The 13,508-nt window shown below is 55.6% G+C and carries 14 protein-coding genes; 9 read left to right on the forward strand and 5 right to left on the reverse strand.

Going from position 1 to position 13,508, the window contains the following annotated elements; genetic code table 11:
* Positions 1–41 precede the first annotated feature (41 nt).
* The 5 genes from pheP to M987_RS11165 all read left to right on the forward strand — a co-directional run bounded on the left by pheP (position 42) and on the right by M987_RS11165 (position 6,138).
* Positions 42–1,427, forward strand: coding sequence for a phenylalanine transporter (pheP, locus tag M987_RS11145; RefSeq protein WP_014069215.1), 1,386 nt, complete (start codon positions 42–44; stop codon positions 1,425–1,427).
* Between the two features lie 249 nt (positions 1,428–1,676).
* Positions 1,677–2,915 (forward strand): MFS transporter, encoded by a 1,239-nt coding sequence (locus M987_RS11150; protein ID WP_014069216.1) that lies wholly within the window; start codon positions 1,677–1,679, stop codon positions 2,913–2,915.
* 15 nt (positions 2,916–2,930) lie between these two features.
* Positions 2,931–3,956, forward strand: coding sequence for a sugar phosphate isomerase/epimerase family protein (locus tag M987_RS11155; RefSeq protein ID WP_014069217.1), 1,026 nt, complete (start codon positions 2,931–2,933; stop codon positions 3,954–3,956).
* Positions 3,949–5,091 (forward strand): Gfo/Idh/MocA family protein, encoded by a 1,143-nt coding sequence (locus tag M987_RS11160; RefSeq protein ID WP_014069218.1) that lies wholly within the window; start codon positions 3,949–3,951, stop codon positions 5,089–5,091. The genes M987_RS11155 and M987_RS11160 overlap by 8 nt, the downstream gene beginning before the upstream one ends.
* A 75-nt stretch (positions 5,092–5,166) precedes the next feature.
* Positions 5,167–6,138 carry a LacI family DNA-binding transcriptional regulator gene (locus M987_RS11165; protein ID WP_014069219.1) on the forward strand — a complete coding sequence of 324 codons (972 nt, stop codon included), beginning with the start codon at positions 5,167–5,169 and terminating at the stop codon, positions 6,136–6,138.
* 1 nt (position 6,139) lies between these two features.
* On the opposite strand, the gene M987_RS11170 is transcribed toward M987_RS11165, so the two are convergent.
* On the reverse strand, positions 6,140–7,384 hold the full coding sequence (locus tag M987_RS11170) for a mechanosensitive ion channel family protein (protein ID WP_014069220.1): 1,245 nt from the start codon (positions 7,382–7,384) through the stop codon (positions 6,140–6,142).
* A 66-nt stretch (positions 7,385–7,450) separates the two neighbouring features.
* A complete protein-coding gene (locus M987_RS11175) occupies positions 7,451–8,887 on the reverse strand; it encodes an MFS transporter (RefSeq protein WP_014069221.1) in 1,437 nt (478 codons plus the stop codon).
* A gap of 107 nt (positions 8,888–8,994) precedes the next feature.
* Between M987_RS11175 and M987_RS11180 the strand changes: the two genes are divergently transcribed.
* The 4 genes from M987_RS11180 to M987_RS11195 all read left to right on the forward strand — a co-directional run bounded on the left by M987_RS11180 (position 8,995) and on the right by M987_RS11195 (position 11,667).
* On the forward strand, positions 8,995–9,873 hold the full coding sequence (locus tag M987_RS11180; RefSeq protein ID WP_014069222.1) for a helix-turn-helix transcriptional regulator: 879 nt from the start codon (positions 8,995–8,997) through the stop codon (positions 9,871–9,873).
* A gap of 24 nt (positions 9,874–9,897) precedes the next feature.
* The gene (locus M987_RS11185) at positions 9,898–10,932 is read left to right on the forward strand and encodes a hypothetical protein (protein ID WP_014069223.1); all 1,035 of its coding nucleotides are present in this window, start codon (positions 9,898–9,900) and stop codon (positions 10,930–10,932) included.
* A gap of 137 nt (positions 10,933–11,069) precedes the next feature.
* Positions 11,070–11,399, forward strand: coding sequence for a type II toxin-antitoxin system RelE/ParE family toxin (locus M987_RS11190; protein ID WP_014069224.1), 330 nt, complete (start codon positions 11,070–11,072; stop codon positions 11,397–11,399).
* Positions 11,392–11,667 carry a helix-turn-helix domain-containing protein gene (locus tag M987_RS11195; RefSeq protein WP_041162197.1) on the forward strand — a complete coding sequence of 92 codons (276 nt, stop codon included), beginning with the start codon at positions 11,392–11,394 and terminating at the stop codon, positions 11,665–11,667. Before M987_RS11190 ends, M987_RS11195 begins: the two co-directional genes overlap by 8 nt.
* A 33-nt stretch (positions 11,668–11,700) precedes the next feature.
* Here the strand turns inward: M987_RS11195 and nfsB are convergent, their stop codons facing one another.
* From nfsB to M987_RS11210, 3 genes are all read right to left on the reverse strand, one after another.
* Entirely contained in the window at positions 11,701–12,354 is a 654-nt protein-coding gene (gene nfsB / locus M987_RS11200) for an oxygen-insensitive NAD(P)H nitroreductase (protein ID WP_014069226.1), read from the reverse strand.
* Positions 12,355–12,474: 120 nt separating this feature from the next.
* Complete coding sequence (locus M987_RS11205; protein ID WP_014069227.1) at positions 12,475–12,843, reverse strand: MmcQ/YjbR family DNA-binding protein; 369 nt, start codon at positions 12,841–12,843, stop codon at positions 12,475–12,477.
* A complete protein-coding gene (locus tag M987_RS11210; RefSeq protein WP_014069228.1) occupies positions 12,833–13,423 on the reverse strand; it encodes a TetR/AcrR family transcriptional regulator in 591 nt (196 codons plus the stop codon). Before M987_RS11210 ends, M987_RS11205 begins: the two co-directional genes overlap by 11 nt.
* Between the last annotated feature and the right edge of the window lie 85 nt (positions 13,424–13,508).

The following is a 13,508-nucleotide window of genomic DNA, read 5'->3' on the forward strand; positions in this document are numbered from 1 at the left end:
GTTAAAACGTGCCCCTTCTAAAAAAGAGACAGGGGTAGGACGTGAAAGACGCGTCATCCGCTTCGGGCAGTGAGAGCGCCGAAGCCTCGTCGGAACAGACTCCGACGCTGCAACGTGGTTTGCAAAATCGACATATCCAGTTAATTGCCCTCGGCGGCGCTATTGGTACCGGGTTGTTTCTCGGCATCGGCCCTGCGATCCAGATGGCGGGCCCGGCAGTGCTGCTGGGTTACGGTATCGCCGGGGTTATCGCCTTTTTGATCATGCGCCAGCTTGGCGAGATGGTCGTCGAAGAGCCGGTATCAGGTTCCTTTGCGCACTTTGCCTATAAATACTGGGGCCCGTTTGCAGGCTTCCTGTCCGGCTGGAACTACTGGGTGATGTTCGTACTGGTGGGCATGGCTGAGCTGACCGCCGCAGGCATCTATATGCAGTACTGGCTGCCGGACGTGCCGACCTGGATCTGGGCTGCGGCCTTCTTCATCATTATTAACGCCGTTAACCTCGTGAACGTGCGCCTGTACGGCGAAACCGAGTTCTGGTTTGCACTGATCAAGGTGCTGGCGATTATCGGTATGATTGGTTTTGGCCTGTGGCTGCTGTTCTCGGGTCACGGTGGCGAACGCGCAACCATCGATAACCTGTGGCAGCACGGCGGGTTCCTGGCAACAGGCTGGAAGGGGCTTATCCTGTCGCTGGCGGTGATTATGTTCTCCTTCGGCGGGCTGGAGCTGATTGGGATTACCGCCGCTGAAGCGCGCGACCCGCACAAAAGCATTCCTAAAGCCGTGAACCAGGTGGTGTACCGTATCCTGCTGTTTTACATCGGCTCTCTGGTGGTGCTGCTGGCGCTCTACCCGTGGGTAGAAGTCAAATCCGACAGTAGTCCGTTCGTGATGATTTTCCACGATCTGAACAGCAACGTGGTGGCTTCAGCGCTGAACTTCGTTATTCTGGTGGCATCCCTTTCGGTCTATAACAGCGGCGTGTACTCCAACAGCCGAATGCTGTTTGGCCTGTCTGTTCAGGGCAATGCGCCGAAATTCTTAACCCGCGTCAGCCATCGCGGTGTGCCGGTGAATTCGCTGCTGCTTTCTGGCGCTATCACGTCTCTGGTGGTGTTGATCAACTATCTGCTGCCAAAAGAGGCCTTTGGCCTGCTGATGGCACTGGTGGTCGCCACGCTGCTGCTGAACTGGATAATGATCTGCCTGGCGCACCTGCGTTTTCGTGCGGCAATGCGTCGCAAGGGGCGCGATACCCAGTTCAAGGCGCTGCTTTACCCGGCGGGGAACTACATCTGTATCGCCTTCCTGGGGCTGATCCTCGTGCTGATGTGCACTATCGACGACATGCGTCTTTCCGCGATGCTGCTGCCTGTGTGGGTGTTGTTCCTGTTCGTGGCGTTTAAGCTGTCCCGGAGATAAAAGCAAAACGGCAACCTGGTTGCCGTTTTTTGTGTTTGCACCCTCTCCCCGTGGGAGAGGGCCGGGGTGAGGGCACCAGACCGCACGAATGCTTACCGGGCCTACAACTCACCACTCTGCGTTCAACCCAACCTTTATCGTGACCCCCCTCCCATTTCTGTTTCGATCCGCAGGATCTTTATTTTGTAATCGATTACTTTTCATTTGAACTGTTTTGTAATCGATTACTTTTTCTGGGTGAGGCTCATCATGGTGTCAACAACTGAAAGTAGTGAAAAGGCGATAGCGCAGCACCGGCTTCTTGTGCCACGTCTGTCGTTGATGATGTTTATGCAGTTTTTTATCTGGGGTAGCTGGTCGGTTACGCTCGGCCTGGTGATGACCCAGCACAACATGTCATTGCTGATTGGCGATGCGTTCTCCGCGGGGCCCATAGCCTCCATTCTCTCGCCGTTTGTGCTCGGGATGCTGGTAGACCGCTTCTTTGCCTCGCAGAAGGTGATGGCGGTAATGCATCTGGCAGGGGCGGCGATCCTGTGGTTCGTGCCAGGTGCCCTGATTGCGGAAAATGGCGCATTGCTGATTGGCCTGCTGTTTGGTTACACGCTCTGCTATATGCCCACACTTGCGCTCACCAACAACATCGCCTTTCACAGCCTGGCGAATGTCGATAAAACCTTCCCGGTGGTGCGCGTGTTTGGCACGATTGGCTGGATTGTTGCCGGGATCTTTATCGGCGTTACCGGCGTGGCATCCAGCGTTACCATTTTCCATATCGCGGCCACCTGTTCGGTGCTGCTGGCGCTCTATAGCCTGACGCTGCCGCACACCCCGGCACCGGCGAAAGGGCTGCCGGTGCAGCTGCGCGATCTCTTCTGTGCTGACGCCTTTGCGCTGCTCAAAACGCGTCATTTCTTTATTTTCTCGCTCTGCGCAATGCTGATTTCTGTGCCGCTCGGGACGTACTACGCCTATACCGCGTCTTATCTGGCCGATGCGGGTATTGCGGATGTCAGCACCGCCATGTCGTTCGGGCAGATGTCCGAAATCGTCTTCATGCTGGTCATCCCTCTGCTGTTCCGCCGTCTGGGCGTGAAATACATGTTGTTGGTCGGCATGTTGGCGTGGTTTGTGCGTTACGCCTTCTTCGCCCTGGGCGTGAGTGAGGAAGGGCGCTTCCTGCTTTATCTGGGCATTTTGCTGCACGGCGTGTGCTACGACTTCTTCTTCGTGGTCGGTTTTATCTATACCGACCGTGTGGCGGGGGAGAAAGTGAAAGGTCAGGCGCAGAGCATGATTGTGATGTTCACTTACGGTATCGGGATGCTGCTGGGCTCGCAAATTTCAGGCGCACTCTACAGCCGACTGGTGGCCGGGCAAACCCTGCCACAGGCGTGGGTGGCGTTCTGGTGGATCCCGGCGGTCGCGGCCGCAGCGATTGCACTCATTTTCCTTCTCACGTTCAGGTATGACGATGACAAGGCTTAACATTCAGGAGGGGGTATGAGAACCATTAAGGGACCGGGCATTTTTCTGTCGCAGTTTATCGGCGGGCATCCGCCGTTTAACTCGCTGGACGGGCTGGCGGGCTGGGCTGCTGGCAAGGGTTATAAAGCACTGCAAATACCCTGCAATCATCCACATATCTTTGATGTGGAAAAGGCGGCTGAAAGCCAGACCTATTGCGATGAGATAACCGGAAAGTTGGCCGAGCATGGGCTGGTTATCAGCGAACTCTCGACCCATCTGGAAGGGCAACTGGTGGCGGTAAACGCGGTGTATCGCGAGGCGTTTGATCATTTTGCGCCAGAAACGGTGCGCGGCAACGATACGGCCCGCCAGGCCTGGGCAACACAGAAGCTGAAACAGGCGGCAGTGGCGTCGTCCCGGTTAGGGTTGAACGCACACGCAACGTTTTCCGGCTCGCTGGCCTGGCCGTATTTCTACCCGTGGCCACCGCATAATGAACAGCGTTTCCAGGAGGCGTTCCGCGAGCTGGCACATCGCTGGCGGCCGATTCTGGATACCTTTGATCAACATGGAGTGAATGTCTGCTTTGAGCTGCATCCGGGGGAAGATCTGCACGATGGCGTGACCTTTGAGCGTTTTCTGGCGCTGGTGGACAACCATCCGCGCTGCAATATTCTCTACGATCCAAGCCATATGCTGCTGCAACAAATGGATTATCTGACCTTTATTGATCTCTACCATTCGCGGATCAAAGCATTCCACGTTAAGGATGCCGAGTTCAGGGCGAACGGGCGCAGCGGCGTGTACGGCGGCTATCAGTCGTGGATCAATCGGGCCGGGCGCTTCCGTTCGCTGGGTGACGGGCAGATTGATTTCAAAGGGATTTTCAGCAAGCTGACGCAGTACGATTACGACGGCTGGGCGGTACTTGAGTGGGAATGTTGCCTGAAGGATGGCGACACCGGGGCCAGCGAGGGCAGCGAGTTTATCCGCCGCCACATTATTCCGGTGTCGGGGCGCGCATTTGATGATTTTGCCGCAGGAGGCAGCAATGATTAATGTCGGCATTATCGGCAGCGGGTTTATCGGCCCGGCCCATATTGAAGCGCTTCGCCGCCTGGGGTTTGTACAGGTGGTGGCGCTGTGCGATGGTTCGCTTGCCCAGGCGCAGGAAAAAGCGCATGCGCTTAATGTACCCCACGCCTACGGCAGCATCGATGAGCTGCTGGCGCATCCGGATTTACACGTGGTACACAACTGCACACCCAATCATCTGCACGCGGAAGTGAATCGCCAGATTATACGCGCGGGCAAACATGTCTTTTCTGAGAAACCCCTGTGCATGACCCCACAAGAGGCGCGCGAGCTGGTGGCGCTGGCAGAACAGGCGGGTGTGGTTCATGGCGTCAGTTTTGTCTATCGCCAGTTTGCGATGGTACGCCAGGCGGCAAGCATGATGCGCGAAGGTCGTATCGGGCGGTTGTTCGCTTCCCACGGCAGCTATTTGCAGGACTGGATGCTGCTGGAAACCGACTACAACTGGCGGGTAGATGCCGCTCTCGGTGGGGCATCGCGCGCGGTTGCCGATATCGGCTCCCACTGGTGCGATACCGTGCAGTTTGTTACCGGACGGCGGATAACCGAAGTGATGGCCGATCTCTCGATAGTCTGGCCAACACGCAAGGCCAGCGTGGTGGGAAATCAAACCTTCACGCACGACGAACGGGCAGCGTATGAGGATAAACCGGTCACGACCGAAGACTTCGGCTCGGTACTGTTCCGCTTTGATGACGGCAGCAAGGGCAGTTTTAACGTTTCGCAGGTCAGTGCCGGGCGTAAAAACCGCCTGACCTTTGAGATCAACGGCAGTGAGCGTTCTGTGGCGTGGGATCAGGAGGTTCCGCAATGCTTGTGGATTGGCCATCGCGCGCAGGCTAATCAGTTGCTGAGCGACGATCCGGGGTTAATGAACCCGGATGTGGCGGAAAGCGCCCATTTCCCGGGGGGGCATATCGAAGGCTGGCCAGACGCATTCAAAAATATGATGGTGCAGTTCTACCGCGCGGTTCAGACGGGCAGGATGCCGGAACAACCGCTGTTCGCCACTTTCCATGAGGGGGCGAACGTGATGTATATCATTGATGCGATAGTAAAAAGTCATCATCAACAGCGATGGGTGCGTATTGAGCGATGACGTGTTGCCCGGTTCGCCGGGCAACAAATTTATGATAGCCTGCATAAAACGCTAACCGCAGGATGTGTCGTCGTTATGTCAATTCAGAAAATCGCTCAGCTTGCCGGCGTGTCCGTGGCCACCGTGTCGCGCGTGCTCAACAACAGCGACACCGTAAAGGCAAAAAACCGCGAGCGCGTTCTGTCAGCCATCAAAGAGAGCAACTACCAGCCCAATCTGCTGGCGCGCCAGCTGCGCACCGCCCGCAGCTACATGATCCTGGTGATGGTGTCCAACATCGCCAACCCGTTTTGCGCGGAAGTGGTGAAAGGTATCGAAGAAGAGGCAGAAAAAAACGGCTACCGCATTCTGCTGTGCAACTCCGGCTCTGATATCGAACGTTCCCGCTCAGGCTTAAGCCTGCTGTCGGGCAAAATTGTCGACGGCATTATCACCATGGATGCGTTCACCAAACTTCCTGAACTTTCAGCGCTGATTGGGGCGGCACCCTGGGTTCAGTGTGCCGAATACGCAGATGCCGGAGCCGTGTCCTGCGTGGGGATCAATGATGTTGATGCCTCGCAACATGTGGTGAGTCAGCTTGCCGACAGCGGTCGTAAACGCATTGCCCTGATTAACCACGATTTAAGCTACAAATATGCCCGCCTGCGCGAACGCGGCTATAAAAGCGTGCTGCATCTGCGCGAACTGGATTATCAGGTTGTGGAATACGCACGCGATCTCAGCTCTGCCGCCGGGATGACCGCGATGCAAAAGCTGCTGGCTGATAACCCACCGGATGCGGTGTTTGCCGTATCGGACACGCTGGCGGCAGGCGCGCTGCGGGCGATTGAGCAGGCGGGGCTGCGCGTACCGCAGGATATCGCCGTGGTAGGGTTTGACGGCACTGAGCTGGCAGACATGATCTCCCTGACCACTATCGAACAACCTTCGCGGGATATCGGGCGCAAGGCGGTCGATCTGCTGCTGAATAAAATCGACAACCCAGATGCGCCTACAGAAAGGGTGATGATGGACTGGCGCTTTATATCCCGCGCCAGCTCCTGAGTTATTTCGCCAGTGCACCCGCCAGCGAGCGAATATCGTTCCCGGTTGGTGACTGGTGAATACGCAGTCCAAACTCATCCACTACCGCGAAAATATGATCGAAAATATCAGCCTGAATAGTTTCATATTCTGCCCAGATAACCGTATTGGTAAAGGCATATATTTCGACCGGCAGCCCGTTGGCATCAGGGGCTAACTGGCGCACCATTAAGGTCATATCTTTGCGAATGCGCGGGTGGTTACGCAGATATTCATTCAGATAAGCGCGGAATGTCCCGATATTGGTCATTTTGCGCAGGTTCAATACTGACTCGCCTTCGCCATTTTCCTCATTCCATAAACTGATTTCTTCATGGCGTGCGGCCATATAAGGTTTGAGCAGTTTTGCCTGAATCAGATGCTGTTGTTCCTGCTCACTGAGGAAATGGATGCTGGTGGTGTCGATATTCAGGCTGCGTTTAATCCGCCGCCCGCCGGAAGCCGACATCCCACTCCAGTTGATAAAGGCATCAGACACCAGCGCCCAGGTTGGGATGGTGGTTATCGTGTTATCGAAGTTGCGAACTTTCACCGTGGTCAGGCCGATATCCGTTACCGTGCCGTTAGCCCCGTATTTTGGCATCTCCAGCCAGTCGCCAAGCCGGAGCATGTCGTTGGCGGACAGCTGAATACCGGCCACCAGGCCCAGGATCGGGTCTTTAAAGACCAGCATTAAGACCGCCGCCATCGCCCCCAGGCCGCTGATCAGAATGGCGGGCGACTGACCAATCAGCAGGGAGATAATCAAAATCCCCACCAGGATTGCGCTGACCAGTTTTATCCCCTGGAATATCCCTTTCAGCGGGAGCTGCGAGGCGGTCGCCATTTTTTGCGACAGCCTGAGCATCACGTCCAGCAGCGAGAAGAACGAGAGCAGGGCGTATACCATCACCCACAGCTTTGCGCAGGTGGTCAGAATTTCAGCCGCTTCGCTGCCTTTTTGTAACCATAATACCGCCTGAACGTTGACGATAATCCCCTGTAGGGTAAACGCCAGACGGTGAAATAACTTATTTTGTGTGATTATCTGCAACCACAAATGGCTACTGGCCTGGGCGCGTTTTTCAAATGCCCGCAGCACCCCTTTGTGCAGAATAAAATGTACTACGATGGCGGTAAGAAAAATAATACCAAAGATTATCACCAGGGAAGTGGTGTGATTAATTTCAATGCCTAACTCTTCAACCTGAGCAATTAATTCCTGCATAACGTCTCCTGTATTGATGCAGCCCCATAATGGCGGCTGCGGATCTATTATGCAAATTCGGAGGGTTTATTTCACCGCGTGGCAGGCCTTCACTACGGGCATACACAGGCGATGACGCATCCGCAGTGTGACCAGCGCCAGCACCACCATCATTCCCGTTTCGACCACCAGGAACAGGTTAATCGCCTGGGTGTAATCACCGTGATGGTTTTGCAGCGCGTGCAGCAATATTGCCCCGAAAATGGCCGGGCCAAGGCCTAATGCCGCCTGTTGCAGGGTGCTCAGAATGGCGCTGGCGGCACCGGCATCGTCAGGCTGGATATCGCGCATCCCGATACGGTAGAAACTGTTGACGATCAGCGCCTGGCCGTAACCCACCAGTCCGGTCGCCGGGGCCAGGGTAAGGGCCGTATTGCTCATCCCCCAGACGCGGAAAGTGGCAATCAGCGCCAGCAGGCCGGTTATCTGAATAGCCAGACCCATCAGCAGAATACGGCTGGTACTGTGGCGGGCAATCAGGCGAGGGGCAAACCAGGCTGAGATGAAATAGGTCACGCCCAGCGCTATAAAGCTGTTCCCGGACTGCCACGGTGCCATGCCCAGACCCGTTTGCATGGTCAGCGCCATGCAGAACATAAACCCGGACCAGACGCTGAAAAAAAGCATCGCAATCAGCACGCCAAAACGAATGCTGCCGAGCTGCAAAAGACGCGGTGGGATCAGCGGATGGTCGTTCTCGCGCTCTTTTTTGCGCGCATTCATCGCCATTAGCCAGGCCAGCGGAATAATTGCAATCAGCGCAGCCTTAAGCGGCCAGGACCAGTGCCACTGTGGGCCAAGCGCCATCGGGAACAGCAGGCAGCAGAGGATCGCCGCCAGCAGTAGGGTCCCTTGCCAGTCGATGCGCGACGGGGTTTCTCGCCGGGTTTCCGGTACATAGCGGCGGCTTATTGCCAGCACAATCAGGCAAAATGGTACGTTGATGAAAAAGGCATTTCGCCAGCCCAGCCCGGCGATATCCGCGGAAACCAGCCAGCCGCCGCCCATCTGTCCGACGATAAAGGCGATGCCGCCGATACCGCCAAACAGGCTGATGGCTTTGGCGTGCGCCGTTCCTTTTAGGGTGACATGCAGCGTGGCGAGGATTTGCGGCATGATAAGCGCGGCTCCGGCACCCTGAACGATACGCGCGGCCAGCAGTTGCTCAACACTGCCTGCAATGCCGCACAACAACGATGCCAGACCAAAAATCGCTATCCCCGCCATAAACAGACGACGGCGACCCAGGTTATCGCCAAGCTTACTGCCCAGCGCCAGACAGACGGCAAACGCCACGCCGTAGAGCGCGACAATCAACTCCAGCTCAGTCGCAGTGGCGTGTAACGAGTGGGTAATGGAGTCCAGCGCGACGTTGGTGATTGAGGTATCAATCAGCGGCAGCATCTGGCCGGTTAACAGCAAAATCAGGCCTGCACGACCCGGTGAAACAACTGACGTATTCATGGTAACTCCATTGCGTCATTCAACAGATGGTCGTAGCATCAACGATCTAATAAACGGGTACCAGTTCTTGCTTATACTGGTACTGGCACTACCACGCAGGGGGAAATATGGCGCTGATGTCTGAACCTGTCACCTCGCTTCAGGATGACACCCGAAAACAGCTGGGGGCATTTTTGCGCGCGCGTCGCGAAAGCCTCGATCCGCAGCGACTGGGTTTACCGCGCAGCGGACGCCGCCGCACGCCGGGCCTGCGCCGTGAGGAAGTCGCATTGCTGGCGGATGTGGGCGTCACCTGGTACACCTGGCTGGAGCAGGGCAGGGACGTGAACCCGTCCAGCGCAGTGATGGCTGCCGTGGCGAAAGCGCTACAGTGCACCCCGACCGAGGCCCGGCATGTCTTTGTTCTGGCCGGATTGCCGCCGGGTGAAGCCCCGCAGGCGGTGTGCTGCGAGGGCATCAGCGAAGGCACACGTCGCCTGCTTGATACCCTGATGCCGAAGCCTGCCAGCATTCAGAAACCCAATTTTGACATCGTGGCGTGGAATGACAGCTTTGGTCACCTGATGGGTGTTGATTTCAATGAAATCCCGCCGGAAGACCGCAACTGTATTTACCTGTTTCTTACCCATCCGGCGTGGCGCGCCCGGCTGGGCAAGCGCGACGACGTGCTGCCGATTTTTGTCTCATACTTCCGTGCGGCAATGGCGGAGCACCGGGGCGATCCCCTGTGGGAAGCGAAACTGGCGCGGTTCTTTGCGGTGTCCGAGGAGTTTAAAACCCTCTGGCACCAGCGTAACGAGGTGCGCGGTGTCGAAAATCAGCTCAAACTGTTCACCCATCCGGAGCTTGGCGATTTTACTCTCCAGCAGATGTACTGGTATTCCGCGCCGCGTAACGGATCGCGATTGCTGGTCTATCTGCCGGTGGATGAGACCGGGGAACGGGCGCTGACATGGCTGGCGGAACAGGCTGTTATACTCAGTTAAATCCAACTCTTTCAGGGATCGAATATGAACGTTACGCGTAAGCAAGAAAAAGTTCTGCGCCGCGCTCTCACCGAGTGGGAACAGGAGGGCGCATTAACGGCTGAGGAGCATCAGCGTCTGGCGGGTAGCCTGAAACGCGTTGCGATGGACTGGCAGCGCCTGAGCCGCTACGCCTTCTGGACCGCGCTGGCCTGCGTTATTATCGCCATTGGCAGCCTGTTTGCCGACAGCGAGTTGATGGCGCGCATCATCGAATTTTTCTCTTTCTCGTCCATCGCCCGTATCGGGTTGCCTGCGCTGGTGGCGGTGCTGTTTTACCTGTGGGGATTTGCCAGACAGCGGCGGGAAACCCAGTGGCACTACAGCACAGAGGCGATCCTGTTCCTTGGCGTATTCTTTACCGCCATCGCGCTTTGGCAGCTTGGCGAAAGGCTTGATAACGGCAGCGGTCACATCGCACCGCTGTTCCTGGCGGGCTGCGCGGTTTACGGGCTGGTAGGGTTCTTCGGCCGCTCAGGGTTGGTGTGGCTGTTCTTCCTGCTATCGCTTGGCAACTGGTTTGGTGCGGAGACGGGCTATATGTCCGGCTGGGGCGCGTACTGGCTGGGGATGAATTATCCGGTGCGATTTATCTTCTTTGGCGGCGCGCTACTGGCGCTGTGCTGGATATTGCGCGCGATGTTGCAGGCGCGTCATCTGTACACCACCAGTAAAGCGATGGGGCTGACGTACCTGTTTGTCGCGCTGTGGATCATGTCGATTTTTGGCAACTACGATGTGGATAACTGGTACAGCGTCACTCAGGCTTCACTGCTACCGTGGGCGCTGCTGTTTGCCGTCGCGGCGGTGCTCTGCATTTACATCAGCCTGAAAACCGACGACGGGATGCTGCGCGGCTTCGGCCTGACGTTTCTTGCCATCAACCTCTACACCCGCTATTTCGAATACTTCTGGGACGGGATGAACAAAGTGGTCTTTTTCCTGATCCTCGCGGCATCGCTGGCGGTGATAGGGCGTTATGCCGAGAAAATCTGGCACGCCGGGAGTTCGGTTAAGTAGGTTTTGCGAGGCGCTTTCAGGGATTGAATACGGTTTCTCCTGGGCCTTGATAAAGCGTGTAAGGTATCTCACGGAAGGCAAAATTAGCCTTTAATGAAAATTGCCTTATATGCTAATATCATCAGGGATGACCTATTGTGTTCAGACTCATTGTCCATGAGGCAGTCAGAGAAGAAATCCTCTCATTGCCAGCAGGGGTACAGGCGAAGTTGATTCGCCAGCTTGATAAACTGCGCAGTAATCCGACGGCGCTACGAGAGCCCGACAGCAAACCCTTACCCTATGGTTTGTTTGAAATCAGAACTATTGGGCTGCTTCATAGCCGCGGGATTTATGTGTATCAGCAGGGGAAGACGATTTTTCTGCTGCGAGTGTTTATTAAGAAGACCCAGAAAACGCCCTCTGCGGAGATCCGTCTGGCATTAAAACGACAACAGGAGATGTTGGATGAGCAAGAAGATGATTGACTGGGATGCGTTAAGATCTGAACTGCTAAGTCACTCAGACGTGCAGGCGGCATTTGATGCAGAGGAACGCAAAGAACGCCTGCGTGAAATGCTGGCGCAGTGGCGTAATCATGCTGGTCTTACGCGTGCGCAGGTTGCGGAACGAATGGGAGTCAGCGCGCCAACGGTTTCCCGCATGGAAGCCAATATTACCCGGGCAAGCCTGGATACCTTAACGCGTTATGCCCTGGTATGCGGTGTTAAGCATCCGCAGATTACGCTGTACTGAAATCTGGCACGCCGGAACGCGTGCCAGTAGCCATTAGCACTCGGTGACAACAGTGCTCAGCGGCAGGCGAGATTTTGGCAGAGTGGCGTTGAAATCTTCCACGCTGTGATGCCCGACCGGCACCACCACCAGGCTGGTGAAGCCTTTCTCTTTCAGGCCAAACTCTTCGTCGAGGATCGCAGCGTCGAAGCCTTCAATTGGCACCGCGTCCAGGCCCATCGCGCCCACGCCCAGCAGGAAGTTGCCCACGTTCAGGTAAACCTGTTTTGCCATCCACTGATGGTCATCTTTCAGATCGACGCGGTGCATGTCGGCAAAGTAGTGACGGCCTTTGTTATTGGCAGCTTTTGCTTCTGGCGTGGCAAAACGACCATCGGCATCTTCCTGGTCTACTACACGTTCCAGCCAGGCGTCGTCCATTGCGGTTTTTGCGCAGAAGACCACAACGTGAGAAGCATCCAGCATTTTGCGTTCGTTGAACACATACGTGCCTGCGGCAGATTTTGCCACGCGCGCTTTACCTTCTTCAGTGCTGGCAACAATGAAGTGCCATGGCTGTGAGTTGGTGCTGGATGGGCTGTATTGCAGCAGGGTTTTAATTTTCTCGCCTTCTTCAGCGGACAGTTTTTTGCTTGCGTCGAACGCCTTAGTGGAGTGGCGTTTCAGGGCGACAGAAATGATATCCATAACAACTCCTGGTGATGAAATTCGCCCGTCTGCGGGCGCGAAAGGAAAGCAGATTACAAGGCAATGCGGGAAAAGATAAGTGCAATACGAGCGCTTATACTGTTCGTCTCAGCCGAACAATCAAACCGGGCGTATCCACTTCTGATCTTTTTTGGGCAGCTTATCGACAATCAGATTCCATGAGTCGGCGATCAGGTCGGCGACCAGCTCCGGCGTCATATCCTCGGTGCCATAAAGTGAGATCCAGTGTTTTTTATTCAGATGATAACCCGGCTCAATACCGCGGTAGATCTGCTGATTTAACAAGGATTTTTCAGGATCGGATTTCAGGCTGACGTGTGGCCGCCCGTGGGCGACCGCGACAATCATAAAGATCTTACCGCCCACCTTAAACACGTCGAATTCCGGACCAAAAGGCCAGCAGTGTTCCGTGAACGGCTGCTCCAGGGCCACGCGTTTTGCGTGTTCCTGCAACGATTTACTGTCCATCGGCTTCCTCATAAGCCAGCCCGCGCCACATGGCTTCAAAACCGAGTGCTTTAAACTCGACGGCGCGCGACGGATCGCGGGTGGCAAATTCCATTGTGGTTTCAGCCAGCGATAAGAACATCGCATCACCGAAGGTTTTGAATTCATCAGACATAAAGACCGGGCGCACCGAGCGGCGGCACAGTTCATGCAGTTCCGGGAACATCTCTTTTACGGCCTGTTCAGTCTCAATACTGATCTTTTCGCTGACACCAAGCTGGCGAATGGCTGCGTGCGAGACAGGATTACGAATACCCCAGTCCACGTAGCTGTTCCAGATGTTGCGGGTATGCTCTTTGGGCAGGGTAATGCTGCGATCAAGATTCGCCAGCATCGTCTGGCAGAGATCCTGCTTCAGATGCAGATAGAGGGCATTCAGCAGATCGTCTTTGGTAGCAAAGTAGCGGAACAGCGTGCCTTCAGCGACGCCCGCGTTACGGGCGATTAATGCCGTTGAGGCGGCGATACCTGACTGTGCAAATGCAGCGGTTGCTGCTTCCAGTAAGGCCTGTTTTTTATCTTCACTCTTAGGACGTGCCACTAAATTTCCCCTCCTGTCAATTGTAAAAACCATGATTGAAACACGTGCTTTGCCATGCTGCAACGCGGAATGTCAAAGATCGAAA

The sequence above is a fragment of the Enterobacter soli ATCC BAA-2102 genome, from assembly GCF_001654845.1.
Taxonomy (GTDB): Bacteria; Pseudomonadota; Gammaproteobacteria; order Enterobacterales; family Enterobacteriaceae; genus Enterobacter; species Enterobacter soli.